The organism is Mumia zhuanghuii (assembly GCF_042681565.1).
In the GTDB taxonomy this organism is placed as follows: domain Bacteria; phylum Actinomycetota; class Actinomycetes; order Propionibacteriales; family Nocardioidaceae; genus Mumia.
Genome location: NZ_JBHUFT010000002.1, coordinates 41,458 through 65,167, shown reverse-complemented (window position 1 = coordinate 65,167; position 23,710 = coordinate 41,458). Strand labels below are relative to the sequence as shown.

Below are 23,710 nucleotides of genomic sequence, written 5' to 3'. Positions count from 1 at the left end.
TAGAGATGGACGACTACACCCACGAGATCCTTGCGCGTCAGCGCGAGGCCCGGCTGCGCCGACTGCACGGACGCAGGGGAGCCGACACCATCGACCACGCCTCCTGGCGCGGACGCGCGGCCGACGCTCTGCGCCGGTTCGCCGACACGGTGGACGTCGATCCCCGAGGGACGACGACCCCGGCTCGTCCGATGTGACTCCTGGCCCGCCCAGCCGCATCGCGCACCGCTCCACGCAGCGGTGACCCACGACCTCTTTGAGGTCTGCCTCACTTCCGTCCGCCGCACGCGTCTGCGCGCGGACACACGCACGACCCGATGACGAGGGCACTCGCTATGACCGAACACACCCATCTCCTCCTCGAGCGCATGCGCGAGGACGAGTTCTACCGCACGCTCGAGCAGCGGCAACGGCGTCACTCCGAGCCGCGCCACGCCTGGCGCGTCCGGCTTGCCACAACGCTGCGCCACACGGCAGACCTGCTCGACGACAACCGCCGTACGCCCACCCGGGACCTCACCGCCACCCGGTGAACCCGTGACCGTACGGCTCGCACCATCGAGACCGGTGACACCTGCAGGGGAGGTGTCACCGGTCTCGTGCGTACGGGGCGGTGACGCTAGCGAGCGCTCCAGGCCCGCGCGATCTCGGCGCCCACCGCGATGTTGTTGGCCGCGATGTCGAGGTTGACCTCGAGGCTCGAGCCGCTGGTGAGCTCGACGATGCGTGCGAGGAGGTACGGGCTGACGTCCTTGCCGGTGATCGCGTCCCGCTCGGCCTCGGCGAGCGCCTGGGCCAACGCGTCGTGGTGCACCTGTGGATCGAGCTGCTTGTCGTACGGCAGCGGGTTGGCGACGAGGACGGCGCTGCTGCGGCCGAGGGCGTCGTTGGCCGCCATCACCGCGGCCACACCCCCCGCGTCGGGGACGGCCCAGTCGAGGGTCTCCCCGGACTCCGTCAGCCAGAAGCTCGGGAACTGGTCCGTCCCGTAGCCGACGACGGTCACGCTGAGCGTCTCGAGCCGCTCGAGCGTCGCGGGGATGTCGAGGATCGACTTCACTCCCGCCGAGACGACGGTGATCGGGGTGTGCGCGAGCACGGTGAGGTCGGCCGACTCGTCGAACGTCGTGCTGGCCCCGCGGTGCACTCCCCCGAGGCCGCCGGTGGAGAAGACCCGGATGCCCGCCTGCGCAGCCAGGTAGGCCGTGGCCGCCACCGTGGTCGCGCCGGACGCGCCGGTCGCCATCGCCACGGGGAGATCCCGGACGCTGACCTTCACCACGGACTCGTCGAGCGCGATCTTCTCCAGCGCCTTCTCGTCCAGGCCCACACGCGGTTCGCCATCGACGACCGCGATCGTAGCGGGGACGACGTCGCGGTCGCGGAGGATCTGCTCGAAGTCACGAGCGGCCTGGAGGTTTCGGGGGCGCGGGAGTCCGTGCGAGATGATCGTGGACTCGAGCGCGACGACGGGTCGACCGGCAGCGATGGCGTCGGCGACCTCAGGAAGGATCTGCATCCTCCCAGTCTGACCTCAGATCTGCGTGCGGTGAAAATTCGCGTACGAGCGCGACGGGGTCGGACCGCGCTGGCCCTGGTAGCGCGAGCCGTACTTCTCCGATCCGTACGGGTGCTCGGCCGGCGACGAGAGCCGGAAGAAGCAGAGCTGGCCGATCTTCATGCCCGGGTAGAGCTTGATCGGGAGCGTCGCGACGTTCGCGAGCTCGAGGGTCACGTGGCCGTTGAACCCAGGATCGACGAACCCGGCGGTCGCATGCGTGAGCAGGCCGAGGCGTCCGAGAGACGACTTGCCCTCGACCCGCGCCGCCACGTCGACCGGCAGCGCGACGCGCTCGTAGGTCGACCCGAGGACGAACTCGCCGGGATGCAGGATGAACGGCGCCCCGTCGGCTGCGGTGACCTCCTTGGTGAGGTCAGACTGGTCCTCGGCGGGGTCGATGTGCGGGTAACGGTGGTTCTCGAAGACGCGGAAGAACTTGTCGAGACGGACGTCGATGCTCGACGGCTGCATCATCGCGTCGTCGTAGGGATCGAGCTCGATCCGTCCGTTGTCGAGCTCGGTACGGATGTCGCGGTCGGAGAGCAGCACAGACCGACCGTAGCGCAGGGCCCGAAGCGACCCGCGCTGCAAGGCCGCCCGACGTGATCCCGACCCTTTCGTACGGTCGTGGACATCTCGGACAAACTGTGCCATTCGACTCATCGCCACGGTCTGAAATGGCCGATGACCGGGGGCAAGCGGTGCGGCTTTCGGACCCTCCTGAACCGGCTTCTCCCGGACCAGCCTGTGCAGGACCCCTTGGCTCGGCCGGGGAGGATGTGCTTCACTTCCGTGGTCCCCCTGCAGTCCACGGAAGGTGAATCTTGTGGCTACCCCCGGCCGCAGGAAGGCACACCGCGCGCCACGCAAGCTCCTGGTCACCCGCACGTCGTCCAGGACCCGTCCCCCCGAGACGGCGGCACGCGAGACCCCGCAGGCACGCCTCGAGGCGCTGCCGCTGCGCTCCACCCGCCGTCGGCCCGCCACCCTGGCCGGCCTCCTGATCGCGGGGGTCGCCACCGTCGCCGCGTCCGCCCCGCAGGTGGTCACGACGACCGCGGCGAGTGTCGGCGGGACGACAGACGTAGGCCAGACCCACGTGCTCGCGTCGCCCCCGAGCCTCGAGCAGCACATCGCCGAGCGCCGCGAGGTCGCGGTCAGCCGCTCCAGCGAGCGCCAGGCCCTCCCTCAGGCACGCGCGGGCCTGGTCGCCGGCGTCGCTGAGGCGACCGCCGAGCCCGAGGAGGACGGGGAGTCCGCCGACGGCAGCGAGTCCGACTCGCCGAGCACGTCGGTCTCCGGCAAGCCCTGCGCGAGCGGCTCGTCCGTCGAGAGCGGTCTCACGTCCAACGCGATCAAGGTCCACCGCGCGGTGTGCGCCGAGTTCCCCAGCGTCACGTCGTACGGAGGCGTCCGCTCGGGCGACGGCGGCGAGCACGGCAGCGGACGCGCCCTCGACATCATGGTGAGCGGTGCGACGGGCGACCAGATCGCCGACTACGTCCGTGCCAACGCCTCGCGCCTCGGCGTCACCGAGGTGCTCTGGGCCCAGCAGATCTGGACCACGCAGCGCGCCTCAGAGGGCTGGCGATCCATGGAGGATCGCGGCTCATCGACGGCCAACCATTACGACCACGTCCACGTGACGGTGGGCTGACAAGGTCGTATAGAGTGGTCCGCGTCGCCTCGGCGGCAACGCATCGCGGGCGTAGTTCAATGGCAGAACATCAGCTTCCCAAGCTGATAGTGCGGGTTCGATTCCCGTCGCCCGCTCTCCCGCACGAAGGCCCCGGACCGATGGTCCGGGGCCTTCGTCGTTGTCACACCGTCCTCGCGAGTACGCACAAATTTCACGATCACCCCTGGGCATGTGACGTAGGTCTCACCTACGTTGGGCGGGTCACACCCGACTCAACGAGGAGGTCCGACGTGAATAAAACACTCACCGGAGCCCTGGGAGCGGTGGTCGCCGCAACCCTGGTGACCACCGCGACACCCGCAGCGGCAATCGACGACGTCAACACGAGCCAGCTCCGCAAAGCTGTCACCGTCAACGGCATTCTGAAGCACGCGCGCGCGCTCCAGGTCATCGCCAACCAGAACGAAGGAACGCGCGCATCCGGACTCCCGGGCTACGAGGCCTCCGTCGACTACGTCGCCAAGCAGCTGCGTCGATCGGGCTACTCGGTCACGAAGCAAGCGTTCACGTTCTCGTTCTTCCGGTCGCTCTCCGACCCGACCCTGTCCCAGGTGTCACCCACACCGACCGACTACACGACGGACATCTTCGACTACTCGGGCGGCGGTGACGTCACCGGAGTCGTGGTCCCGGCCACCAACAACGTCGTCCCTGCGACCCCGGAGCCCAGCAGCACCGCGGGCTGCGCCGCCGGCGACTTCACCGCCGCACCGGCAGAGCCCTCGGTCGCGCTCGTCCAGCGCGGCGGCTGCGACTTCGCCGACAAGGTCGACAACGCCGTGGCCGCCGGCTACGACGCCGTGATCATCTTCAACGAGGGCAACCCGGGCCGCACGGAGCTGTCCATCGGCACGCTCGGTGACCCGAAGTCGGTCCCGGTCGTGGGCCTGTCGTACGACGACGCCGTCGCCCTTCTCGGGCAGGTCGCCGCCGGTCCCGTCACCGTGAACGTCTCGACCGAGGTCGAGACCGATCCCAACCGGACCACCTGGAACGTGATCGCGGACCTCCCGGCGAAGGACCTCAAGAAGATCAAGAACAAGGACCAGGTCGTCGTGGTCGGGGCACACCTCGACTCGGTCGCGGCCGGCGCGGGCATCAACGACAACGGCAGCGGCACGGCCGGCATCCTGACGATCGCGCAGGAGATGTCCAAGCTCAAGCTGACCAAGAAGCTCGCCCGCCCGGTGCGCTTCGCGTTCTGGGGAGCAGAGGAGGCCAACCTGCTCGGGTCCGAGCACTACGTCGCCTCGCTCACCGACCAGCAGCGGTCGAAGATCTACGCGAACCTCAACTTCGACATGATCGGCTCGCCGAACTACGTCCGGTTCGTGTACGACGGCGACGGCTCCGACGGCGGCCCCGTCGGACCGCCTGGGTCCGACGTCATCGAGACCGTCTTCACGGACTACTTCGACAGCAAGGGACTGGCCAGCGACCCGACCGCCTTCGACGGACGCTCTGACTACGGGCCGTTCATCGCGGCGGGCATCCCGGCCGGCGGCCTCTTCTCGGGCGCCGAGGGCATCAAGACGGAGGAGCAGGCGGCGGTCTACGGCGGCACGGCCGGTGAGCCGTACGACCCGTGCTACCACCAGGCCTGCGACGACATCACCAACCTCAGCGTGAAGTCGCTCAACGAACTCGGCGACGCCGCCGCGCACGCCACGCTGACGCTGACGAAGTCGAGGTCGGGACTGTTCCCCGACGGCAGCCGCAAGGCCAAGGCGGCAGCGGCCGCCAAGGCGCAAGCGCTCTCCGCGCCGAGCACGGCCACGCGGAGCGGTCACGCCTTGATCCGCTGACCGGCCTCGGAGAAACCGGCGGCCCCTGCACCCACGTGGGTGCAGGGGCGCCGGCGCGTCAGCGCCGTGGCACTCGCTCAGCCCTTGTCGCTCCGCTCGACCCGAAGCAGTGCCTCACCGAGGTCGTTGAGCCGGTCCTCGCCGAGCACGTCACCGAGCAGACCGAGGAAGGCGCCGTCGAGCGCGCGCTCCGCGTCTCGCCAGCGCGCACCGTCACCAGGACGCTGATGGGTCTTCGCCTCGTCGATCTCCTCCTCGTTCCATCCGAGCGACGTCATCCGGTCCGGCCCGGCCCCGGGGTCCGCGAGCATCGCGCGGTGCACGGGGAGCCCCACGAGCGCGAGCGCCGCGAAGTAGAGCCCGCCGCGGATCTCGCGTACCGCCATGGCGGCCTGGGCCAGCCGCGCGGGGACGTCGTCGGCACGCGGCGCGCGCTGCCAGCCCTGCGCGAGCAGCATCGGCGCGAGCTCGGCCTCGTCCAGCACGCACTCGAGCAGCTCCGCCGCGCGGGTGGCCGCCGCGTTCTCGACGAGGTTCTCCCGACCCCAGCGCCGACAGGCGTCGACGTAGAGCTCGACCGCCTTGTCGGAGGTGACGTCGGCGCTGCGCTCCCAGATCGTGTCGACGACACGACGGGAGAAGATCGCCTGGACGTCGTACGCCGTCTGGGTCGAGACGTCACCCAGGATGCCGACGCGTCCGCGGAAGTAGAGCGCCGAGCCCGGCATCCCCGCCTCCTTCGACGCCGAGCGAATGATCGTGGAGGTCATGAAGGCGCTGCCGAGTGCGTTGAGCGCCTCGCGCCAGGGGTTCGCGGTCGTCGTCATGGAAGCAACGCTAGCCGCCCCGCCGTACGGGGCGAAGAGGCGCACTACTAGGCTCGGGAGGACCCCTTCCCCCGAGGAGGTCCCCCGTGCTCGTGCTGCGAATCCTCGCTGCCTACGCCGCGTTGGTCGTGGTGTGGTCCGGCGCGCTCGCCCTGTTGGGCTTCCGCCCGATCCCGCTCCAGATCGCGCTCCTCGCGCTGGGGCTGATCACGTCATCTGTCCTGGTGACGCGCGTCCTGCTCGAACGCGAACGCGGGCGCGTGAGCGCTCCCCCGCTCACCCTCGAGGACGGCGTGTCGCCCGAGGGCTGAGCCCCGTCGTCCACGCCGACGCGTCAGTGCGGCTGCCAGGCGTCGTCGTCCTTCGTGAGCGCCTCGACCGCATCGGGGAGGATGCCGTCGGCGAGATGCTGGATGGTCACCGACTCGAACACGTCGCGCAGGCTCGCACGGGCGGCGATCCACACGTGCTGGAGGACCTCCGCGCCGCCCTTGTACGAGACGGCCTCGGGCCGCAGGCCGTACACACTGACGAGCGGGCCGTCGACCGCCCTGATCACGTCGGCGACGGTGATGTCGTCGGCCGGGCGGGCGAGGCGCCAGCCGCCGGACTGGCCGCGCTGGCTCACGACGATCCCGGACCGGCGCAGATCAGCGAGGATCGCCTGCAAGAACCCGTGCGGGATGTCCTGCTGTCGGCCGATCTCCTCGGCGGAGACGGGACCCGCGTCATCGCGGCTGGTGATCTCGATCAGGCCGCGAAGGGCGTAGTCGGACTTGGTGGAAACCCGCATGCGTGAAGTCTCCCAGATCCGTACGAGAACTCTGGTTGGGCGCCCCGGGCTTGCGTGGGTTACCGGCGAGTAGGACACTGGTGTTACCGACTAGTAAGTGCGCTGGCCTCCCGAGGCAGCACCAACCACGAAGGAACACGTCGCCGTGAGCCACTACAAGAGCAACCTTCGCGACATCGAGTTCAACCTCTTCGAGGTCTTCGGCCGCGACGAGGTCCTCGGTACAGGTCTCTTCGAGGACCTCGACATGGTCACCGCGAAGAGCATCCTGAGCGAGATCGACCGGATGGCTCGCGAGGACCTCGCCGTGTCGTTCGCCGAGGCCGACCGCACGCCTCCGGTCTACGACCCCGAGGCCTGCACCGTCACGATGCCGGCCGGCTTCGCGAAGAGCTACAAGACGTGGATGGACTCGGAGTGGTTCCGCCTGCAGCTCCCCGTCGAGCTCGGCGGCCAGCCCGCGCCGCCTTCGCTCGTCTGGTCCACGGCGGAGCTGGTGCTCGGCGCCAACCCGGCGGTCTGGATGTACTCGGCCGGCCCGAACTTCGGCTCGATCGTCTACCGCAACGGCACCGAGCGGGACAAGTTGATCGCGCAGCACATGGTCGACCGTCAGTGGGGCGCCACGATGGTCCTCACCGAGCCCGATGCGGGCTCCGACGTGGGCGCCGGCCGCACCAAGGCGTACCTCCAGGAGGACGGCACCTGGCACGTCGAGGGCGTCAAGCGCTTCATCACCTCGGCCGAGCACGACATGAGCGAGAACATCATCCACCTGGTGCTCGCCCGCCCGGTCGGCATCGAGGGCGTCGGCGGCCCCGGCACCAAGGGTCTCTCGCTGTTCGTCGTCCCGAAGTACGGCTTCGACCTCGAGACCGGTGAGCTCGACGGCACCCGCAACGGTGCGTACGTCACCAACGTCGAGAAGAAGATGGGCATCAAGGTCTCGACGACGTGCGAGGTCACCTTCGGCGATCCGTCGGTCGGCAACGGCGCACCGGCCAAGGGCTGGCTGCTCGGCGAGGTCCACGACGGCATCGCCCAGATGTTCCAGGTCATCGAGAACGCGCGCATGCTGGTCGGCACGAAGGCCATCGCGACGCTGTCGACCGGCTACCTCAACGCGCTCGAGTACGCCAAGGAGCGCATTCAGGGCGCCGACATGCTCGATCCTGCCAAGGACGCCCCGCGCGTGACCATCACGCACCACCCGGACGTGCGTCGCTCGCTCATGACGCAGAAGGCGTACTCCGAGGCGCTGCGTTCGCTGGTCATCTACACGGCGACGTGGCAGGACCGCGTCATGCAGGCCGAGGCCGACGGCGAGGAGGACAAGCTCGCCGAGCGCGTCAACGACCTCCTGCTGCCGATCGTCAAGGGCTACGGCTCCGAGCGGTCCTGGGTCCTGCTGGGCACCGAGTCGCTGCAGACCTTCGGCGGCTCGGGCTTCCTCCAGGAATACCCAATCGAGCAGTACGTCCGCGACGCCAAGATCGACACCCTGTACGAGGGCACCACGGCGATCCAGGGTCAGGACCTCTTCTTCCGCAAGATCGTCCGGGACCAGGGGCAGGCCATCGCGCACGTCGCTCAGGAGATCCAGGGCTTCATCGCCTCCGAGGCCGGCAACGGCCGCCTCAAGCTCGAGCGCGAGCTGCTCGCCAAGGGGCTGGAGGACGCCCAGGGCATCCTCGGCGCGGTCTTCGGTCAGATGATGTCGGCCAACCCGGCCGACGGCGGCGACCCGAAGAACGTCTACAAGGTCGGCCTCAACTCAAGCCGTCTCCTCATGGCGCTCGGCGACGTCGTCTGCGCGTGGTTGCTGCTGCGCGGGGCCGAGGTCGCTCTCGAGGCGCTCGACGGTGAGGTCTCGCCGTCGGACAAGCACTTCTACGAGGGCAAGGTCGCCGCGGCACAGTTCTTCGCTCGCCAGGTGCTCCCGAAGCTTGCCGCCGAGAAGGCGATCGCCGAGGCCGTCGATCTCGACGTGATGGACCTCGACGAGGCCGCGTTCTGATCTGACGCAAGACCCGACACAAGGACCCGGCGTTCCGACCACCATGGTCGGAACGGCCGGGTCCTTTGTCGCTCAAGGGGTGAGCGAGACGTCGAGCGAGGCTGCGGCTCTCGACAGCGCCTGGTCGGCAGTGACGAGCGGGATCTCCTCACCGAGTGCGAGTGCGAGGTAGGTCGCGTCGTACGAGGAGATCTCGAGAGCGAGCGCGAGCTCGAGAAGCACCTGGCCGTGCGGGATCGCGGGCGAGACGTGGATCGGAAGTCGCGTGAGGCGCGCAAGAACCTCGGGCGCGTCGTCTCGCGCCAGCCGTCCCCGTCGGACCGCGACAGCGACGGCGTTGGAGACCTCCTGGAGGAACAGCGGCGGGACGACGGCCCGCTGTCCGGTCCGAAACGCCACCTCCGCCACCTCACCGTCCTCATCATCGAACAGCAGGCCAAGCGCGGCCGAGGCGTCGAGGACGAACACTCCTAGGCCCGACCCTCGTCGATCATCTCCCTGATCGAGAGGTCACCGTCTCGGCCAGGCACCCGGCGGTGGCGAAGGTCGTCGAGGACGACCTCGATCGGGGTCCACGAGGCATCGCCGATCGGGACGAGCCGGGCGACCGGACGACCGTGCTTGGTGATCGTGACCGTGTCGCCGTGCTCTACCTGGTCGAGAAGAGCGGACAGGCGTGTCTTGGCCTCGTACGCGCCGATCTCGTGTGCGTTCGCCGTCATGGGTTCAGACTAGTCGCCGACCGGTCTGACGGCCAGGACCTCAGCCCAGGCAGGTGGAGGAGCTGGCGCCGGAAGCCGGCAGGCTGCAGAGGTCCCGGCTGCGATCGTCCGTACGGGTGGTCCCGGGGCTGCGGGTGATCCCTCCCCTGTGCTTCTGCTCGCCCGGCGCGTCGAGGAGTTCGCCGTCCCCGTCGAGCACCTGCGTCTCCAGGTGCAGCGCCCCCACGCCGTCGAGCATGGACGCGGCGATCCTCGCCTGCAGATAGACGTATCCGTCGACGGCCGGGGCCACGTGCCACGGACCCGGCTCGCCGTCGACGACGAACCGCTGGCGCATTGACGCGACGCGCTCGTCGACCTGGTAGGTGCCGCCCGCGTAGCCGAGCGAGTGTCCGCCCGGGCCGTCGGTCGGGATCGCCGGATGCGTGGCGTCGTTGCTGTTCACGGTGGACTTGCTTCCCGGACCCCCCATCAGTGCCGCTCCGAGGACCTCGGGGGCACGCTTCGGGCGCAGGGCGATCTCGCACCCGAGACGCTCGCCGGTCGCGGTGTCCTCGGCGAGGACGACGGCCACCGGACCGCGACCGACCAGTGCGCGATGCACCTGCGCGGACAGCACCTCGCCCGCCTCGAACACTGAGCGGGTGCTCCCCATCCCGGTCCCGCACTGGGTCGCAAGGGTTGCCGCCTCGTCGTGCGGGAGGTCACGCAGCCACAGTGCGACGTCGGGCTCCGCAGCCTCGGGTGCTGCCGTCGGTGCTGCCGCGACCTCGGGCTCGGGTGCTGCGGCCCCCGTACCGGCCGGGTCGTCGCCGGCGAACACGAGGCTCAGACCGATGACGGTCGCCGCGGCCACGGCGGCGACGACCGGGGCAGCCCAGCGGAGTGCGCGGGTGCGACGGCCCCGAGATGCCGTCGCGACGATCCGCGCAGCCCGCTCGTCCTTGTCGGGAAGCGTCCGCTCGGGCGGAAGGTCGATCCTCATGCCAGTTCCTCTCGTCGCACGATCACGGACTGCTCGCCGAGTCGCGCGCGGGCGCGGGCGAGGCGGGACTTCACGGTGCCGACGGGCACGCCGAGCGCGTCGGCGGCCTCCTGCATCGAGCAACCCGACCACCAGACGAGCTCGACGACCGCCCTCTGGCCTGCTGGCAGGCGGTCGACCACCGCGCGGATCTCCCGCATCCGCCGCTCGCTGTCGACGTCGGCCGCAACCCCGTCGGCGTGGTCGCGGTCGACCTCCTCGGCGGGCACCTTGCGCCGCAGGGCGGCGAGCCGGCGCCGTCCACGCAGTGCGTTGGCGCACTCCTGCGACGCCATCGCGAGCAGCACGCTCCGCGCCGAGTCGCCTCGCAGCTCCTCGACCCGGCCCTCGCTCGCCCGCCGCCACAGCGCCACGAACGTGGCCTGCGTGACGTCGTCGGCGGTCGCCCAGCACGCCACGCGCCGGAACGCGAAGTTGTAGACGGCGTCGCCGTACCGGGAGAACAGCTCGCCGAAGGCCGCCTCGCTGCCCGTACGGAGCTGAGCCCACGTCCCGTGGTCGGCGCGCGGGTCGAGGCGGTCTCCTGCATGGATGCTCACACCCAGAAGAGTCCACCACGGGCGTCCGGGTTCCCTCAGCCGCTCCCCGACCGCCTAGTCTCGGGGCATGCCGTCGCGCGCGTGGTACGGAGTCGGGGTGGCGCTCGCGCTGGTCGGTGTCGTGGGCGCCGTGATGCTCGGTCTGGCAGCCGCGGGAGTGGCCCGCGACGCGGAGGTGACCCGTCTGCCGGCGGACGGTGCGCTGACGGTGCCGGACCACCGGTTCGCCGTGTGGGTCAAGGCCGACGTGCCGTCCGACAGCACCGGCGACGACCTCGGTGTCTCCTGCGCGCTGACGCCGGAGGGCGGACCCACGCTCGACGTGCCCGCACTGCGCAACCAGTCCGCGTCGGTCGTGGGGTGGCACCTCGTCGCCCTGTCGGCGAAGGACTCGCTGCGCACCTGGGAGGGTGCCCCGGCAACACTGTCGTGCGGCGCGGAGGACGCGCGCCTGACCGACGCGCAGTGGGGTACGGGCAAGCAGCCGCAGGTGCTCGGCGTGCTCGCCCTGTCCGTGGGTGCGCTCTTGGTCGGGACCGGCGGCGTGGTCCTCGGCGTGTTCGCGGCGCTGCTCGTGTGGTTCCTGCGGCGGCGGAGCGCGCAGCGGCACGCGCCCGTCTGAGGCCGGTGCTGCGGCGTCCTTTTCCCGCCAGTTCGCGGGGCCCGTCACTGCTGGGATAGAGGTCGCACCACGGCCGCCGAGGACCGCGGCCCTCACGTCTCGGAAGGACATCACCCATGAAGATCGCACTCATCACCGGCGCCAACAGAGGAATCGGGTTCGCCGCTGCACGCCGCCTCGCGAGGGACGGTCACCACGTGATCGTGGCGTCGCGCAACGCGGCGGACGGCGAGGAGGCGGCGCAGCTCCTGGTCGAGGAAGGACACTCCGCCAGCAGCCTCCCCTTGGACGTCACCGAGCCAGCCCAGATCCGGTCGGCGGCCGCCCACATCGGTGAGGAGTTCGGGCACCTCGACGTGCTGGTCAACAACGCCGGCATCCTCCCCGAGGCGACCGAGGCCGAACCGGGGAGCATTCTGGACCGCGCGATGTTCGAGAAGACCTTCGCCACGAACGTCTTCGGGCCCGTCGCGGTCTCGTCCGCCTTCTTGCCGTTGCTGCGCAAGAGCGCGGCTGGCCGGATCGTCAACGTCTCGAGCACGATGGGATCGCTGACCGACCAGTCCGATCCCGAGTCGCCGTACTACCCGATGGTGCTGCCGGCGTACCAAGCCTCGAAGGCCGCCCTGAACAACGTCACGGTCGCGCTGGCGAAGGCGTTGGCGCAGACACCGATCAAGGTCACGTCCGTGTGCCCCGGATGGGTCCAGACCGATCTCGCTCCCGGCAACCGCGAGCAGGCACCCACGACGACCGAGGCCGCAGCCGAGGTGATCGGTGCGGCGGCCACACTCCCCGAGGACGCCGCGTCAGGCACCTTCGTCGATGCCGGGGGGACGGTCCCGTGGTGAGCGGTGGTGTCCCGTCCGTCGGGCCTAGGTCGTCCCGCCGAGCGGGAGGTCGATGCGGGCGGCGCCGTCGTCGGTGAGGCGCACCGGCACTCCCCAGTCCTGCTGGTGGACGTGGCACGCCGCACCGATCTCGTCGCCGTCGTCGCATGAGGCCGCCATCGCCGCGATGTGGAGGACACCGTCACCGACGGCCGGGTCGAGGACGAGGCGTCGTACGAGGCCGGTGCCGCGGCCCTCGCCCTCGCGCAGCAGCGCGGGCGGGGTCGCGGTGACGACGAGACGGGTCGCCGGACCGTACCGCTCGTCGAGGTGCTGTCCGGGAGGCGGCGTGAACGCGATCGCGAGCTCGACCTCGCCGCTTCGCACCTCGGTCGCAGGGCGGCCGGTGGTGTGGCTCGCGCCGGTGGCCCGCGCCGAGGCGCCGAGCGGCACACGGGTGAGGCGGTGCGCGGCCGACTCGACGACGAGCAGGTCGGCGCCGTCGAGGAGCAGTCCGGACGGCTCGGCGAGGTCGGCCGTGAGCGTGCTGACCTCGCCGGTCGCCGGGTCGTAGCGGCGGACGGCACCGTTGTAGGTGTCGGCGACCCCGACCGACCCGTCCGGGAGCATGGCGAGGCCGAGCGGGTGCTGGAGGAGCGCGTCGCCGGCAGGACCGTCGACGAACCCGAAGTCGAACAGCCCCTTGCCGATGACCGTCTCGGCGACGAGTGCGCCACCGTTCTCGACGATCCGACGCAACGCGCTCGTCTCGGGGTCGGCGAGCCAGAGGGTGTCGCCGTCGGGTGCGAGGCGAGAGGGCTGCGCGAACCACGCCTCGGCGAGCGGGCCGTCGACCAGGCCTTCGTTGGTCGTCCCGGCGACGATCTCGACGTCGCCGGACATCGGGTCGTACGTCCAGAGCTGGTGGATGCCCGCCATCGCGATCCACACGCGGTCGCGCCACCACGCGACGTCCCACGGAGAGGAGAGCGAGCCCGTGCCGTCGCCCTGCATCCACTGACGGCCGTCGCCGGCGAGGACCTGCAGGGCGCCGTCGGCGAGGTTCAGCCCCAGGAGCCGGTGCGCCACCGTGTCGGCGACGACGACGTCGTACCCGAGGACGTCACGCAGCTCGTCCGGGAGCACGAGCAGGCCGTTCGGCTCACGGAACCCTTCGTACCGGCGCAGCACGGTCGTGGCGTCTGCCGCGAGCTCGACGAGGCTGCCGCTCCCGGCGTCGGCGACCAGCAGCGAGCCCGACGGCAGCCGGATCACGGACGCGGGGAAGCGCAGGTCCCCCGGCTCGGGCGTGGGGGCGACGTACGGCGAGCGGCCGCGGGTGAGCGTGCCGCGCGCCTCGTACTCCGGCACGAGCCGTGCGAGCAGCGCGTCGATGGCGTGCACGTGGCCCTCCCCCGCGTACTGGGCGATGACGTATCCCTCAGGGTCGATCAGCACGAGCGTCGGCCAGGCGCGGGCGGTGTACGCCTGCCAGGTCGTGAGCGCGGGGTCGTCGAGGACGGGGTGCGTGATGCCGTTGCGAGCGACGGCGGCCGCGAGGGCGTCGGCGTCGGCCTCGTGCGCGAACTTCGGTGAGTGGACGCTCACGACGACCAGCGCATCGGCGTACGTCGACTCGAGCGGCCGCATCTCGTCGAGGACGTGCAGGCAGTTCACGCAGCCGGAGGTCCAGAAGTCGAGGATCACGAAGCGGCCTCGTAGGTCGGCCAACGTCAGGGGCTCACCGCCGGTGCCGAGCCAGCCGCGACCCCGCAGCTCGGGAGCACGTACGCGAGGCTTGAGTCCGTCCGTCACCTCATCTATTGTCATGCGGAGGGGCGCCAGGGGACCACCGCGTCCCCTAGGCTGCCGCGCATGGATCTCTCGTTGTACGTCGACGCCTGGGCCGAGTCGGCCGAGCGCACGCTCGCCCTCCTCGCGAACCTGCCCGCCGAGGCATGGGCCGCACCCACCGGGTGCCCGGGCTGGACGGTCCGCGACGTGGTCGCGCACCTCGCTGCGCTCGAGTCCGAGCTCTCGCACACCGGCCGGGGCGGCCCTAGCGAGTTCCACGCCGTGGGCAGTGAGGTCGAGGCCGCTTACACCGAGGCAGGAGTTCGTCAGCGCGACGACATGTCGACCGCCGAGCTCCTCGACGAGCTGCGTATCGCGGTCGCCGTACGCCGCGACGTGCTCGCCACCGTGCCCGAAGACCCACGGGCACCGGCCGAGGACACCCCCGGGGGCATCGGCTGGAGCAACGAGGTGCTGCTGCGCAACCGGATGATCGACATGTGGGTCCACGAGCAGGACATCCGGGTCGCCGCCGGCGTCGCGGGCGGGTACGACGGCAAGGCGGCGGTACTGGTCGTGAGCGGGTTCCTGCTCGCGCTCCCGTACGTGCTCGCCAAGAAGCTCAAGGCCGCTCGGGGCACCAGCCTGGTCCTCGAGCTCACCACGCCGATCACGCGTACGGTCACGGTCGGGGTCGGCGACGACGGGCGCGGCCGGCTCCACGACGGCGCGAGCGACGATGCCGACGTCCGGATCACGATGACGGCCGACACGTTCGTCACGCTCGTCGCCGGTCGCGAGGCCCTCCAGCCTCTGAGCCTGACCTGGACCGGCGACTCCACCCTCGTCGGCGACCTGCTCGCCGAGATCGCGGTGACGCCGTGAGCGGAGATCCCGCCGGAGCAAGCGGCGCTCCCGGGGGCACAGCGCGCGGTGCCGACGCCGCGTCCTGGAGCACCGAGGACATCCCTGACCTGACAGGCAAGGCCGTCGTCCTCACCGGTGTCACCGGCGGCCTCGGCACCGAGGCGGCCTACCAGCTCGCCCACCACGGCGCCCGCATCGTGGCCACCGGCCGTGACCTCGCCAAGGTCGAGGAGGCGCTGACCGCCTTGCGCCACGGCGTCCACGACCTCGACGCGACAGCCGTCCGCATCGACCTGGCCGACCTCGGCTCCGTGCGCGAGGGCGCTGCGGAGATCATGGCGCACGCCGGTACCGTCGACGTCCTCCTCAACAACGCCGGCGTCATGGCGTCGCCGCGCCGCACCTCCGCGCAGGGCTTCGAGCTCCAGATGGCCACCAACCACCTCGGCCACTTCGCGCTCACCGCGCACCTGTGGCCGATGCTCGTCGCGAGCCGCGCGCGCGTCGTGTCGGTGTCGTCGTTGATGCACTCATTCGCCCGCGGCATCGACCTCAAGACGCTGCAGCCGCACGCCGAGCTGCGCCGGTACGGCCGGTGGACGGCGTACTACCAGTCCAAGCTCGCGAACCTGCTGTTCATGCGCGAGCTCGACCGCCGTGTGCGGGCCGCGGGGATCGACGTCACGAGCGTCGCGGCCCATCCCGGCTGGGCCCTCACCCACCTCGATCGATCGGGGTTCGAGCTCGGCGGGCGCTCCTTCCAGCGCGTCCTCGTTCACCAGGTCAGCCGAGCGATCGCGCAGTCGGCCGCCGCCGGCGCCTGGCCCCTGGAGCGCGCCGCGACGGAGCCGGGCCTGCCCGGCGGCTCGTACGTCGGGCCGTCCGGACCGCGTCAGCTGCGCGGCCGGCCCCGGCTCGTCGGGATGACCTCGACGGCGCGTGACCCGCAGCTCGCCGCCGACCTGTGGGCCGCGTCCGAGGCCGCGGCGGGCTTGACGTTCGACACAACCTGACGGTGTTCCCGAGTACTTCTCTCCCGCTGGCGCCGCGAGGCGGTTAGGCTCCGGCCATGCTCGTACGACGGATGGAAGACTCCGACCTCGACGCGGTCCTCGCCCTCAACCAGAGTGCGATCGACGGTGTCGGGGCGCTGACGGCCGACAGGCTCCGTGAGATCGTCGGGTACGCCGACCAGTCGGTCGTGAGCACCGACGCGGACGGTGTGCTCACCGGGTTCGCGCTGACGCTGCCGCCCGGCACGCCGTACGACAGCATCAACTACCAGTGGTACAAGGACGAGTACGACGCCCAGGACTATGCGTACCTCGACCGCGTCGTCGTCGCCCCCGACTTCCGACGACGTGGCGTCGGCACCCTCCTCTACAACGTGCTCGAGGAGCGGGCGCGTGCCCGCGAGCTCGTGGCACTCGAGGTCTATGTCGACCCACCGAACGAGCCGTCGCTCGCGTTCCACCGCGCCCGCGGCTACACCGAGGTCGGCCGCCTCGACCATCCGAACGGCAAGAAGGTCGCGATGCTGGTCAAGCGCGTCGGCTGATCCTCCCGCCGCCGCTCCGGACGTCATACGTTTCGTGGTCCCTGACCCGCAATCGGTATGACGTCCCGGGTGGGGGATCAGACGGAGACCGACTCGCCGCGCCGCATCGCCTCCAGCATCTCGGGCGCCGTCGCCGCGAGCTTGCGCCGCATCACGCCGCGGTGCCGCAGGATCATGGTGATCCCGAGCGCCCACGGCACCGCCTGCACGGCCATCGCCCAGCCGAACGCGTCCGACGGGTAGGCATCGGTCCCGGCCGGCGTCAGGACGTCGAGCACCACCCCGATCGCGAGCATCGTGCACAGCGACGCGATGAAGCCGCCGGTGTTGACCAGCGAGGTCGCGAGCCCCGCCCGCTCGGCGCTGCCGAAGGTGCGGACGAAGTCGAACCCGACCATCGACGCCGGTCCCCCGACCGCCGTGACGACCACCATCACGACGAGCAGCCAGTACGGAGCGTCGCCGGGCCACAGCAGGACCGCCGCCCACGCGCACGCGATCGCGGCGATGATCGCCACCGTCGTGGACGAGCGGTGGTACGGCCGGTGGGAGGTGAGCCACGCGAGGAACGGGCCCGAGGCCATCGTCGCCAGCGTCAGCAGGGTGAGCAGGAACGCCGCGAACGCCGGCGAGGCGTGCTCGCCACGCACGAAGAACGGGTAGCCCCAGAGGATGCCGAGGACGGTGCCGCTGAACTGCGTCGAGAAGTGCGTCCAGAAGCCGAGCCGGGTGCCGTCGTCGGCCCACGCGTCACGGACCCGGCGCCCGAGTCCCCGCACCTCCAGCGGCGGACCGAGGTGACGACGCATGCCCGGCCGGTCGTGCACGACGACGACCAGCGCGAACGCGAGCACCAGACCGACCGCTGCCGTCACGAGGTAGGCGGTAGTCCAGCCGACGTGGTGCAGCGCCCAGGTCATCGGGACTGCGGCGAGGATCATGCCGGCCTGCCCGCTGATCCCGGTGAGCTGGGTCATCAGCGGGACCCTGCGCGGAGCGAACCAGTTGGCCACGAGGCGCAGCACGCACACGAACACCATCGCGTCGCCCGCACCGACTGCGATGCGGGCCGCGAGCGCCACCGGGTACGAGGTCGCGAACGCGAACCCGACCTGCGCCACGCTCAGCGTCAGCACACCGGTCAGGATCACGGCGCGAGGGCCGAACCGGTCGAGCGCGAGCCCCACAGGGATCTGCATCCCGGCATAGACAACGAGCTGCAGGACGGTGAACGTCGAGAGCTGCGCAGCGCCAATGCCGAACCGCTCGGTCGCGTCGAGCCCCGCGACCGCGAGCGACGACCGGTGGAAGACGGCGAGGACGTAGACGAGCAGCGCCACGACCCACACCGCGTAGGCGCCACGCCGCAGGCCGAGACGTCGCGAGACGGTCGCGATCACGCGTCGACCGTCGCGTCGCCGTTGGCGTCGCCCTGGACCGCGTGCCGCGACGTCGCGAGGTGCCGGTCGTTCGCCGCGACGAAGGCGCTGAGGTCGTCCCCCGCGATGAGCATGGCCAGCTCACGGTGGTCCCGGATCGCGCGATCCATCCGCGCCGGCGAGGGGCCCATCGCCGTCGCGTTGATCATCATCTGCCGCTCCCGCAGGCTCCGGTAGAAGCGCGACAGGTGCGCGTTGCCCGCGGCGTCGACGACGACCTCATGGAACAGACGGTCAGACTCCGTGAACGCGGCGAGGTCGTCGTCGGCACGGTGCTCCTCCATCGCCTCCACCTGCGCGTCCATGGCGGGACGGACCCGCGCCCCCTCGGCGAAGGCCCGCGGCGCCGCCCACTGCTCGACCAGGGCACGCGCCTCCCACATCGAACCGGCCTCGGCACTCGTGACCGGGAGGACGATCGCGCCCTTCTTCGGGTAGATCCGCACGAGCCCCTCCGTCTGCAGCCGCAGCAGCGCTTCGCGGACCGGAGTGCGCGAGCAGCCGAACCGCTCTGCCAGCACCACCTCGCCGAGCTCGTCCCCGCCCGGCAGGTCGCCGACGAGGATCGCACGCTTGATCGCCGCGTACGTGCGTTCGGTCGCGGAGGTGCGGGCGGTGGGGACCGTGGGCGGAAGGGCAGAGGCCGGTGATGCACACATGTTGCATACATGATCGCAGGCGGCCGGCGCTGCCAGCGGAGCGGGTACGGTTTGGCACCTTTCGCCGTACGGGGCCGTGTGCCGCAGGTGTGAGGATGGTCGGGCCCCGCACCCGAACCCAGGAGCCGTGATGCTGTCCGACATCGTCGTCGTCGATCTCACCCGTGCCCTCGCCGGCCCGCACGCCGCGATGATGCTCGGCGACCTGGGAGCGACGGTGATCAAGGTCGAGTCGCCCGGCGGCGACGACACCCGCCAGTGGGGTCCTCCGTTCGTGACGGGGAGCGAGGGCGACGAGCAGGCGACCTACTACCTCTCGTGCAACCGCAACAAGCTCTCGGTCACCGCCGACCTCAAGAGCGAGGAGGGTCGGCGCCTGCTCGAGCGGCTCGTCCTCCAGGCCGATGTCCTCCTCGAGAACTTCCGGCCGGGCGTGCTCGAGCGGCTCGGGTTCGGTTACGAGCACCTGCAGGAGCTCAACCCGCGGCTCGTCATCTGCCAGATCACCGGATTCGGGCACGACGGACCGGAGTCGACACGTGCCGGCTACGACCAGATCGCGCAGGGCGAGGGCGGCCTGATGAGCATGACCGGCCCCGACGCCGAGCACCCGACGAAGGTCGGCGTCCCGATCGCCGACCTCCTCGCCGGGATGAACGCCGCGTACGGCATCGCGGCCGCGCTGCACGAGCGCGACCGTACGGGCCGTGGCCGCGTGGTGCGGACAAGCCTCCTCGCGGGCATGGTCGGCGTGCACGCGTTCCAAGGCACCCGCTGGACCGTCGCCGGTGAGCTCCCGCGCGCCGCCGGCAACCACCACCCGTCGATCTCCCCGTACGGGCTCTTCCGCACCGCCGACGCTCCCGTACAGCTCTCGGTGGGCTCCGAGGGGCTGTGGAGACGCTTCGCTCCGCTCATCGGCGTCGACGTCGACGACCCCGCGTTCTCGTCGAACCCGCTGCGCGTCCGCAACCGCGACGCGCTGACGGCGCGGATCGAGTCGGCGTTCGCCTCCGAGGGCGCCGAGGTCTGGTTGGCGCGGCTCGCCGAGGCTGGCGTCCCTGCGGGCAAGGTGCGCCAGCTCGACGACGTCTATGCCTGGGACCAGACCCTGTCGCAGGGCCTTCTCGTGGAGGTCGACCACGAGACCCTCGGGCCGATCGAGATCCCCGGTCCCGTCCTGCGGCTCGACGACAACCCGTACGCGGGTGCGCGCGAGAAGAACCTCGCGCCGCCGCGGCTCGGTCAGCACAACGCCGAGGTCGACGCCTGGCTCGACGAGCAGGAGTCCGCCGCTCGCTGAGCGGCTTCGGTGGTCCGCGCTCGAGCGTCAGCCCGCGTCGCGGCGCGCGGTGAGCACCGCGATCACCCGCTCGGTCCAGGCGAGGTTCTCGCGCTCGAAGGCGAGGCCGCGCTCAAGGGTCAGGTACGGCCCCACCCGGTCAGCCTCACGGAGGTAGGTCTCCGAGTCGCGACCGTCGAGCATCCGCTCGCGGACGACCTCGAACAGGTGCTGCTTGGCCCGGAACTCCTCGGCCTGCTGCGCGACCGCGGCGAGGAGCGCGTCGAGATCGGCGACATCCGCAGCCTGGACCTTCACCATGAGGTCGCTGCGGATCGCCTGCGAACGGGCCGGCGCCGACGCGTACGCGCGCAGCGCCGCGAGGCCGGTTTCGTTGAGCGAGAGCACCTTCTTGGTCGGACGCCGCTCCTGCGGCACCACCTCGACGTCCACCAGACCGTCGTTCTCGAGCCGATCGAGCTCGCGATAGAGCTGCTGCGGCGTCGCCGACCAGAAGTGCGCCGACGACACGTCGAACACCTTGCTCAGCTCGTACCCGGACGCGTCGCCTTCGAGCAGAGCGGCGAGCAGCGCGAACCTCAACGACACGACGCCAACCTAGCCCGCCGTGCTGCCGTACGCCCCGAGGGCACCGAGCAGTCAGGTGACCCGCGCGTCGTCGACGCGGCCGCCGTGCTCGAGCCACCACCGCGCACCCGCGCGCATCTCGGCTGATCGGCGGCGATCTCGGGACAACCTCGCAAGGACGGGGTCCTGCTGCATCCCGGCGGCGAACAGCGCCGCGTGCGCGACACCTTGGTCGGCGTGGCCCAGCAGCGGCGCCACTCCCGCGACCGGCCCACCGGGCACGTGCGCGAGCGTCACCAAGGTTTGGCGCAGGTCGGCTCCGGACTCGTCGAGCCGCGTGATCAGCGCGTCGCGCTCGGCCTTGCCCACGACGTACGGGAGCACTCCCGGCGCTCCGTCGAAGCACCGGTTGGGATGCGTCTGCTCGATCAGCACCTCGGCGAGTACCGGGGCGTACGGGCTGCGCGCGAGAAGCATCGCGGACTGGTGGCGTACGTCGTGGCTGGTGGCGCTGTAGGCGTCCTCGATGACCGCGCGTCCGACGGCGTCGACCTCGCGTCCCGTCACGGACTCGATGCGGGCGGTCGCTCCGCGGACCGCCGTCGCGAGCATCGTCGCGCGGCTCGTCGCCGAGCCGGCCACGCCGCGCGGACGCGTCGGGAAGAGCTGCGGACGCAGCCTCCGCAGCCGCTCGGCGGTCTGCGGAGGGAGGACGTCGAACAACGGCACGATGCGGACGAGGGCGTTCTCGTTAGACCCGTCGAACAGGATCTGTGCAAGCTGTGCCTCGAGCGCAGCCATCGATGACGGCGTGACCTCGTGCCGGGTGAGCTTGCGGTGCAGCCCCCACGTCGCGCCGAGCTGCAGCTGCGCCGACGGCTGACCGAGCAGGGAGATGAGCGTGTTGACGGCCTTCTCCGCCCGCACCTCGGCGATCAGGATGACGGGGATCAGCGTCGCCTGCGCGGTCGGGTCGATCACCTGGGCGCCGATCGTCTGCATCACCCGCCCCTGGTGGGTGGGCGACTCGATCAACCGCCGCAGCGCCTCGTAGCGGGTCACGAGCGCGAGGCCGTTGGCGCGCGACGCCTCGCTGACCAACCGGGCCACGAGCGGACCCGTCTCAGCGGCGAGGGTGTCGTCGACGGCGTGGCGTGCCGCGACGCAGCCCGCCCACTCGAACCAGTCGACACCCTCGACGACCGAGCCCTGCACCGTCGCGAACGCCTCGCTCAGGATCTCGTCGGACACCTCGGTCGTACGGGTCGGGGGCCGTGCACCCCACGAGCGCGCCACGCCTTCGCACAGCGCCGCGAGGCCGGCCCGGGGCAGCCCGAGGATCTCCTCGTACGACCGCAGGACCGACTCGGGGACACGAAGCCTGCCGGACTCCCATCTCGAGATGCGAGAGGCGTCTGCGCGGTGGCCGTGGCGCGCGAGCACCTCGGCGTACGGCTGCAGCTTGCGGAGGTTCGTGTCGGCAGACATCAACCGCCATTGGCGCAGCAGCCAGCCGACGCGTTCGTACGCGCTGACGTCACGTGACTCACCTGTCACCGGATCACCCCTTCGCCCCCCGGCCCCGGTTGTCCTCAAGCAAGGTAACGAGTGGACGGCAGAGCGGAGAGGAAAACGGCAGAAGTGGCGCATTCACGACATCCGTATGTCAGGTCCGCGCCGTCATCGACCCGCCATAGGGCGATGTCAGAGCGTCATGGCGCTCGCCGGGTCCTCCAGCAGGCGGCCGACGTCGGCGAGGAACCGCGATCCTTGCGCGCCGTCGACGACGCGGTGGTCGAACGAGACCGCCAGCGTCGTCACCCACCGGGGCACGATCTCGTCGTCGACGATCCAGGGCCGGCGGTTGATCGCCCCGACAGCAAGGATCCCAGTCTGGCCCGGGACAAGGATCGGCGTCCCCGCATCCACGCCGAAGACCCCGACGTTGGTGATGCTGAACGTCCCGCCCGTCAACGCCTCGGGCTGCGTCTTGCCCTCGCGGGCGGTCCGGACCACGTCGCCGATCGCGGCCGCGAGGTCGGGCATCGTCAGGCGGTCCGCGTCACGGACCACCGGCACGAGGAGCCCCCGCGAAGTTGCCGTGGCGATGCCGAGGTGGACGTCGTGCTTGAGAACGATCTCCTGCGCGGCACCGTCGAAGGTCGCGTTCATCTCCGGCGTACGCCGAAGCGCGAGGCACACGGCACGGATGACGAGCAGGAGCGGCGAGACCTTGGCCTCTGCGAGGTCGGGGTCGAGGCGCATCCGGTCGACGAGCTCCATCGACCGGGTGACGTCGGCCGTGAGCCACTCGGTGACGTGCGGAGCGGTGAACGCCGAGGCCACCATCGCCTCCGCGGTGGCCTTGCGGACACCCTTGACCGGAATGCGGGTCTCGCGCTCGGCCGACGGTGGCGCAGCGGCGGGTGAGAGAGGGGCGGGGGCGAGAGGGGCGCTCGCTGGCGTCTCGGCTCCCTCCGCGTACGCCTCGAGATCCGTTCGCCGCACGATCCCGCCCTCGCCGGGCGGCACCTCGCGGAGGTCGATGCCGAGGTCCTTCGCGAGCTTGCGGACGGGCGGCTTGGCGAGCGTCCGGAGCGGGAGGTCGCGCCCTCGATACGCGCCTCGCTCCTCGACGGCCGGACGGCGGCGGCGCCGTACGGACTGCCGCTCGCGCGGGCCGTACCCGACCAGCGTCGCCACGGGCGTGGGCTCCTCGGCCGACGGGGTCTCGACAAGCTCGACCGACGGGGTCTCGACAGGCTCGACCGACGGAGTCTCGACCGACGGGGTCTCGACAGGCTCGACCGACGGAACGTCCGCGTCATCGGCAACCGCGAGGATCGGGGTCCCGACCGCGACGGTCTCCCCCGCAGGGACGAGCAGGGCGGTGACCGTGCCGGCGTACGGGGTCGGGAGCTCGACGACCGACTTCGCGGTCTCGATCTCGCAGACGATGTCGTTGACCTTGACGGTGTCGCCGACGGCGACGTGCCAGGAGAGCATCTCGGCCTCGGTCAGTCCCTCGCCGGGGTCGGGCAGGTTGTACTCGTGGGTCGTCAC

General features: G+C 70.9%; 26 protein-coding genes and 1 tRNA gene. 13 read left to right on the top strand and 14 right to left on the bottom strand.

Going from position 1 to position 23,710, the window contains the following annotated elements:
- Positions 1-5 precede the first annotated feature (5 nt).
- Positions 6-197: a hypothetical protein gene (locus ACFSDF_RS03445; RefSeq protein WP_167251286.1), complete on the top strand. Its 192-nt coding sequence runs from the start codon at positions 6-8 to the stop codon at positions 195-197.
- A 138-nt stretch (positions 198-335) separates the two neighbouring features.
- Entirely contained in the window at positions 336-533 is a 198-nt protein-coding gene (locus tag ACFSDF_RS03440; RefSeq protein WP_167006712.1) for a hypothetical protein, read from the top strand.
- Between the two features lie 86 nt (positions 534-619).
- Here the strand turns inward: ACFSDF_RS03440 and ACFSDF_RS03435 are convergent, their stop codons facing one another.
- Positions 620-1,519, bottom strand: a complete 900-nt coding sequence (locus ACFSDF_RS03435) for a pseudouridine-5'-phosphate glycosidase (RefSeq protein ID WP_377156181.1) — start codon at positions 1,517-1,519, stop codon at positions 620-622.
- A 15-nt stretch (positions 1,520-1,534) separates the two neighbouring features.
- On the bottom strand, positions 1,535-2,110 hold the full coding sequence (dcd, locus tag ACFSDF_RS03430; protein ID WP_167006718.1) for a dCTP deaminase: 576 nt from the start codon (positions 2,108-2,110) through the stop codon (positions 1,535-1,537).
- A gap of 277 nt (positions 2,111-2,387) precedes the next feature.
- Between dcd and ACFSDF_RS03425 the strand changes: the two genes are divergently transcribed.
- From ACFSDF_RS03425 to ACFSDF_RS03415, 3 genes are all read left to right on the top strand, one after another.
- The gene (locus ACFSDF_RS03425) at positions 2,388-3,218 is read left to right on the top strand and encodes a VldE C-terminal domain-containing protein (protein WP_208322460.1); all 831 of its coding nucleotides are present in this window, start codon (positions 2,388-2,390) and stop codon (positions 3,216-3,218) included.
- Positions 3,219-3,263: 45 nt separating this feature from the next.
- Positions 3,264-3,334: transfer RNA gene (locus ACFSDF_RS03420), tRNA-Gly, on the top strand.
- Between the two features lie 156 nt (positions 3,335-3,490).
- Entirely contained in the window at positions 3,491-5,065 is a 1,575-nt protein-coding gene (locus ACFSDF_RS03415) for a M28 family metallopeptidase (protein ID WP_167006721.1), read from the top strand.
- 77 nt (positions 5,066-5,142) lie between these two features.
- Here ACFSDF_RS03415 and ACFSDF_RS03410 read toward each other — a convergent pair whose 3' ends face one another.
- Positions 5,143-5,892, bottom strand: coding sequence for a helix-turn-helix domain-containing protein (locus tag ACFSDF_RS03410; RefSeq protein WP_167006724.1), 750 nt, complete (start codon positions 5,890-5,892; stop codon positions 5,143-5,145).
- A gap of 86 nt (positions 5,893-5,978) precedes the next feature.
- Between ACFSDF_RS03410 and ACFSDF_RS03405 the strand changes: the two genes are divergently transcribed.
- Complete coding sequence (locus ACFSDF_RS03405; RefSeq protein ID WP_167006727.1) at positions 5,979-6,203, top strand: hypothetical protein; 225 nt, start codon at positions 5,979-5,981, stop codon at positions 6,201-6,203.
- Positions 6,204-6,226: 23 nt separating this feature from the next.
- Here the strand turns inward: ACFSDF_RS03405 and ACFSDF_RS03400 are convergent, their stop codons facing one another.
- A complete protein-coding gene (locus ACFSDF_RS03400) occupies positions 6,227-6,685 on the bottom strand; it encodes an RrF2 family transcriptional regulator (protein ID WP_167006730.1) in 459 nt (152 codons plus the stop codon).
- Positions 6,686-6,830: 145 nt separating this feature from the next.
- Between ACFSDF_RS03400 and ACFSDF_RS03395 the strand changes: the two genes are divergently transcribed.
- The gene (locus tag ACFSDF_RS03395) at positions 6,831-8,702 is read left to right on the top strand and encodes an acyl-CoA dehydrogenase (protein ID WP_167006733.1); all 1,872 of its coding nucleotides are present in this window, start codon (positions 6,831-6,833) and stop codon (positions 8,700-8,702) included.
- Positions 8,703-8,774: 72 nt separating this feature from the next.
- On the opposite strand, the gene ACFSDF_RS03390 is transcribed toward ACFSDF_RS03395, so the two are convergent.
- The 4 genes from ACFSDF_RS03390 to ACFSDF_RS03375 are packed head-to-tail and all read right to left on the bottom strand — an operon-like array spanning position 8,775 to position 11,008.
- Positions 8,775-9,170, bottom strand: coding sequence for a type II toxin-antitoxin system VapC family toxin (locus tag ACFSDF_RS03390; RefSeq protein WP_167006736.1), 396 nt, complete (start codon positions 9,168-9,170; stop codon positions 8,775-8,777).
- Between the two features lie 2 nt (positions 9,171-9,172).
- On the bottom strand, positions 9,173-9,424 hold the full coding sequence (locus ACFSDF_RS03385; protein ID WP_167006740.1) for a type II toxin-antitoxin system Phd/YefM family antitoxin: 252 nt from the start codon (positions 9,422-9,424) through the stop codon (positions 9,173-9,175).
- A gap of 40 nt (positions 9,425-9,464) precedes the next feature.
- The gene (locus ACFSDF_RS03380; RefSeq protein WP_377156176.1) at positions 9,465-10,409 is read right to left on the bottom strand and encodes a hypothetical protein; all 945 of its coding nucleotides are present in this window, start codon (positions 10,407-10,409) and stop codon (positions 9,465-9,467) included.
- Positions 10,406-11,008 (bottom strand): RNA polymerase sigma factor, encoded by a 603-nt coding sequence (locus ACFSDF_RS03375; RefSeq protein ID WP_243843059.1) that lies wholly within the window; start codon positions 11,006-11,008, stop codon positions 10,406-10,408. Before ACFSDF_RS03375 ends, ACFSDF_RS03380 begins: the two co-directional genes overlap by 4 nt.
- 67 nt (positions 11,009-11,075) lie before the next feature.
- Here ACFSDF_RS03375 and ACFSDF_RS03370 point away from each other — a divergent pair, with 67 nt between their 5' ends.
- Positions 11,076-11,630: a hypothetical protein gene (locus tag ACFSDF_RS03370; RefSeq protein WP_167006745.1), complete on the top strand. Its 555-nt coding sequence runs from the start codon at positions 11,076-11,078 to the stop codon at positions 11,628-11,630.
- A gap of 116 nt (positions 11,631-11,746) precedes the next feature.
- A complete protein-coding gene (locus ACFSDF_RS03365) occupies positions 11,747-12,481 on the top strand; it encodes an SDR family oxidoreductase (RefSeq protein ID WP_167251268.1) in 735 nt (244 codons plus the stop codon).
- 24 nt (positions 12,482-12,505) lie between these two features.
- Here the strand turns inward: ACFSDF_RS03365 and ACFSDF_RS03360 are convergent, their stop codons facing one another.
- On the bottom strand, positions 12,506-14,275 hold the full coding sequence (locus ACFSDF_RS03360; protein ID WP_377156173.1) for a redoxin domain-containing protein: 1,770 nt from the start codon (positions 14,273-14,275) through the stop codon (positions 12,506-12,508).
- Between the two features lie 60 nt (positions 14,276-14,335).
- Here ACFSDF_RS03360 and ACFSDF_RS03355 point away from each other — a divergent pair, with 60 nt between their 5' ends.
- The 3 genes from ACFSDF_RS03355 to ACFSDF_RS03345 are packed head-to-tail and all read left to right on the top strand — an operon-like array spanning position 14,336 to position 16,679.
- Entirely contained in the window at positions 14,336-15,139 is an 804-nt protein-coding gene (locus ACFSDF_RS03355; RefSeq protein WP_377156171.1) for a maleylpyruvate isomerase family mycothiol-dependent enzyme, read from the top strand.
- Positions 15,136-16,134: an oxidoreductase gene (locus ACFSDF_RS03350; RefSeq protein ID WP_377156169.1), complete on the top strand. Its 999-nt coding sequence runs from the start codon at positions 15,136-15,138 to the stop codon at positions 16,132-16,134. The genes ACFSDF_RS03355 and ACFSDF_RS03350 overlap by 4 nt, the downstream gene beginning before the upstream one ends.
- A gap of 56 nt (positions 16,135-16,190) precedes the next feature.
- A complete protein-coding gene (locus tag ACFSDF_RS03345; protein ID WP_167006760.1) occupies positions 16,191-16,679 on the top strand; it encodes a GNAT family N-acetyltransferase in 489 nt (162 codons plus the stop codon).
- A gap of 77 nt (positions 16,680-16,756) precedes the next feature.
- On the opposite strand, the gene ACFSDF_RS03340 is transcribed toward ACFSDF_RS03345, so the two are convergent.
- Together ACFSDF_RS03340 and ACFSDF_RS03335 are read right to left on the bottom strand one after the other, a co-directional pair.
- Positions 16,757-18,079, bottom strand: coding sequence for an MFS transporter (locus tag ACFSDF_RS03340; protein WP_243843060.1), 1,323 nt, complete (start codon positions 18,077-18,079; stop codon positions 16,757-16,759).
- A complete protein-coding gene (locus tag ACFSDF_RS03335) occupies positions 18,076-18,777 on the bottom strand; it encodes a GntR family transcriptional regulator (protein ID WP_167006763.1) in 702 nt (233 codons plus the stop codon). The genes ACFSDF_RS03340 and ACFSDF_RS03335 overlap by 4 nt, the downstream gene beginning before the upstream one ends.
- Before the next feature lie 130 nt (positions 18,778-18,907).
- Between ACFSDF_RS03335 and ACFSDF_RS03330 the strand changes: the two genes are divergently transcribed.
- Positions 18,908-20,080: a CaiB/BaiF CoA transferase family protein gene (locus ACFSDF_RS03330; protein ID WP_167006766.1), complete on the top strand. Its 1,173-nt coding sequence runs from the start codon at positions 18,908-18,910 to the stop codon at positions 20,078-20,080.
- A 27-nt stretch (positions 20,081-20,107) separates the two neighbouring features.
- Here ACFSDF_RS03330 and ACFSDF_RS03325 read toward each other — a convergent pair whose 3' ends face one another.
- The 3 genes from ACFSDF_RS03325 to ACFSDF_RS03315 form a co-directional block, all read right to left on the bottom strand.
- Entirely contained in the window at positions 20,108-20,668 is a 561-nt protein-coding gene (locus ACFSDF_RS03325) for a PadR family transcriptional regulator (RefSeq protein ID WP_167006769.1), read from the bottom strand.
- Positions 20,669-20,719: 51 nt separating this feature from the next.
- Entirely contained in the window at positions 20,720-22,204 is a 1,485-nt protein-coding gene (locus ACFSDF_RS03320) for a helix-turn-helix domain-containing protein (RefSeq protein ID WP_167006772.1), read from the bottom strand.
- Positions 22,205-22,351: 147 nt separating this feature from the next.
- A complete protein-coding gene (locus tag ACFSDF_RS03315; RefSeq protein WP_377156165.1) occupies positions 22,352-23,710 on the bottom strand; it encodes a dihydrolipoamide acetyltransferase family protein in 1,359 nt (452 codons plus the stop codon).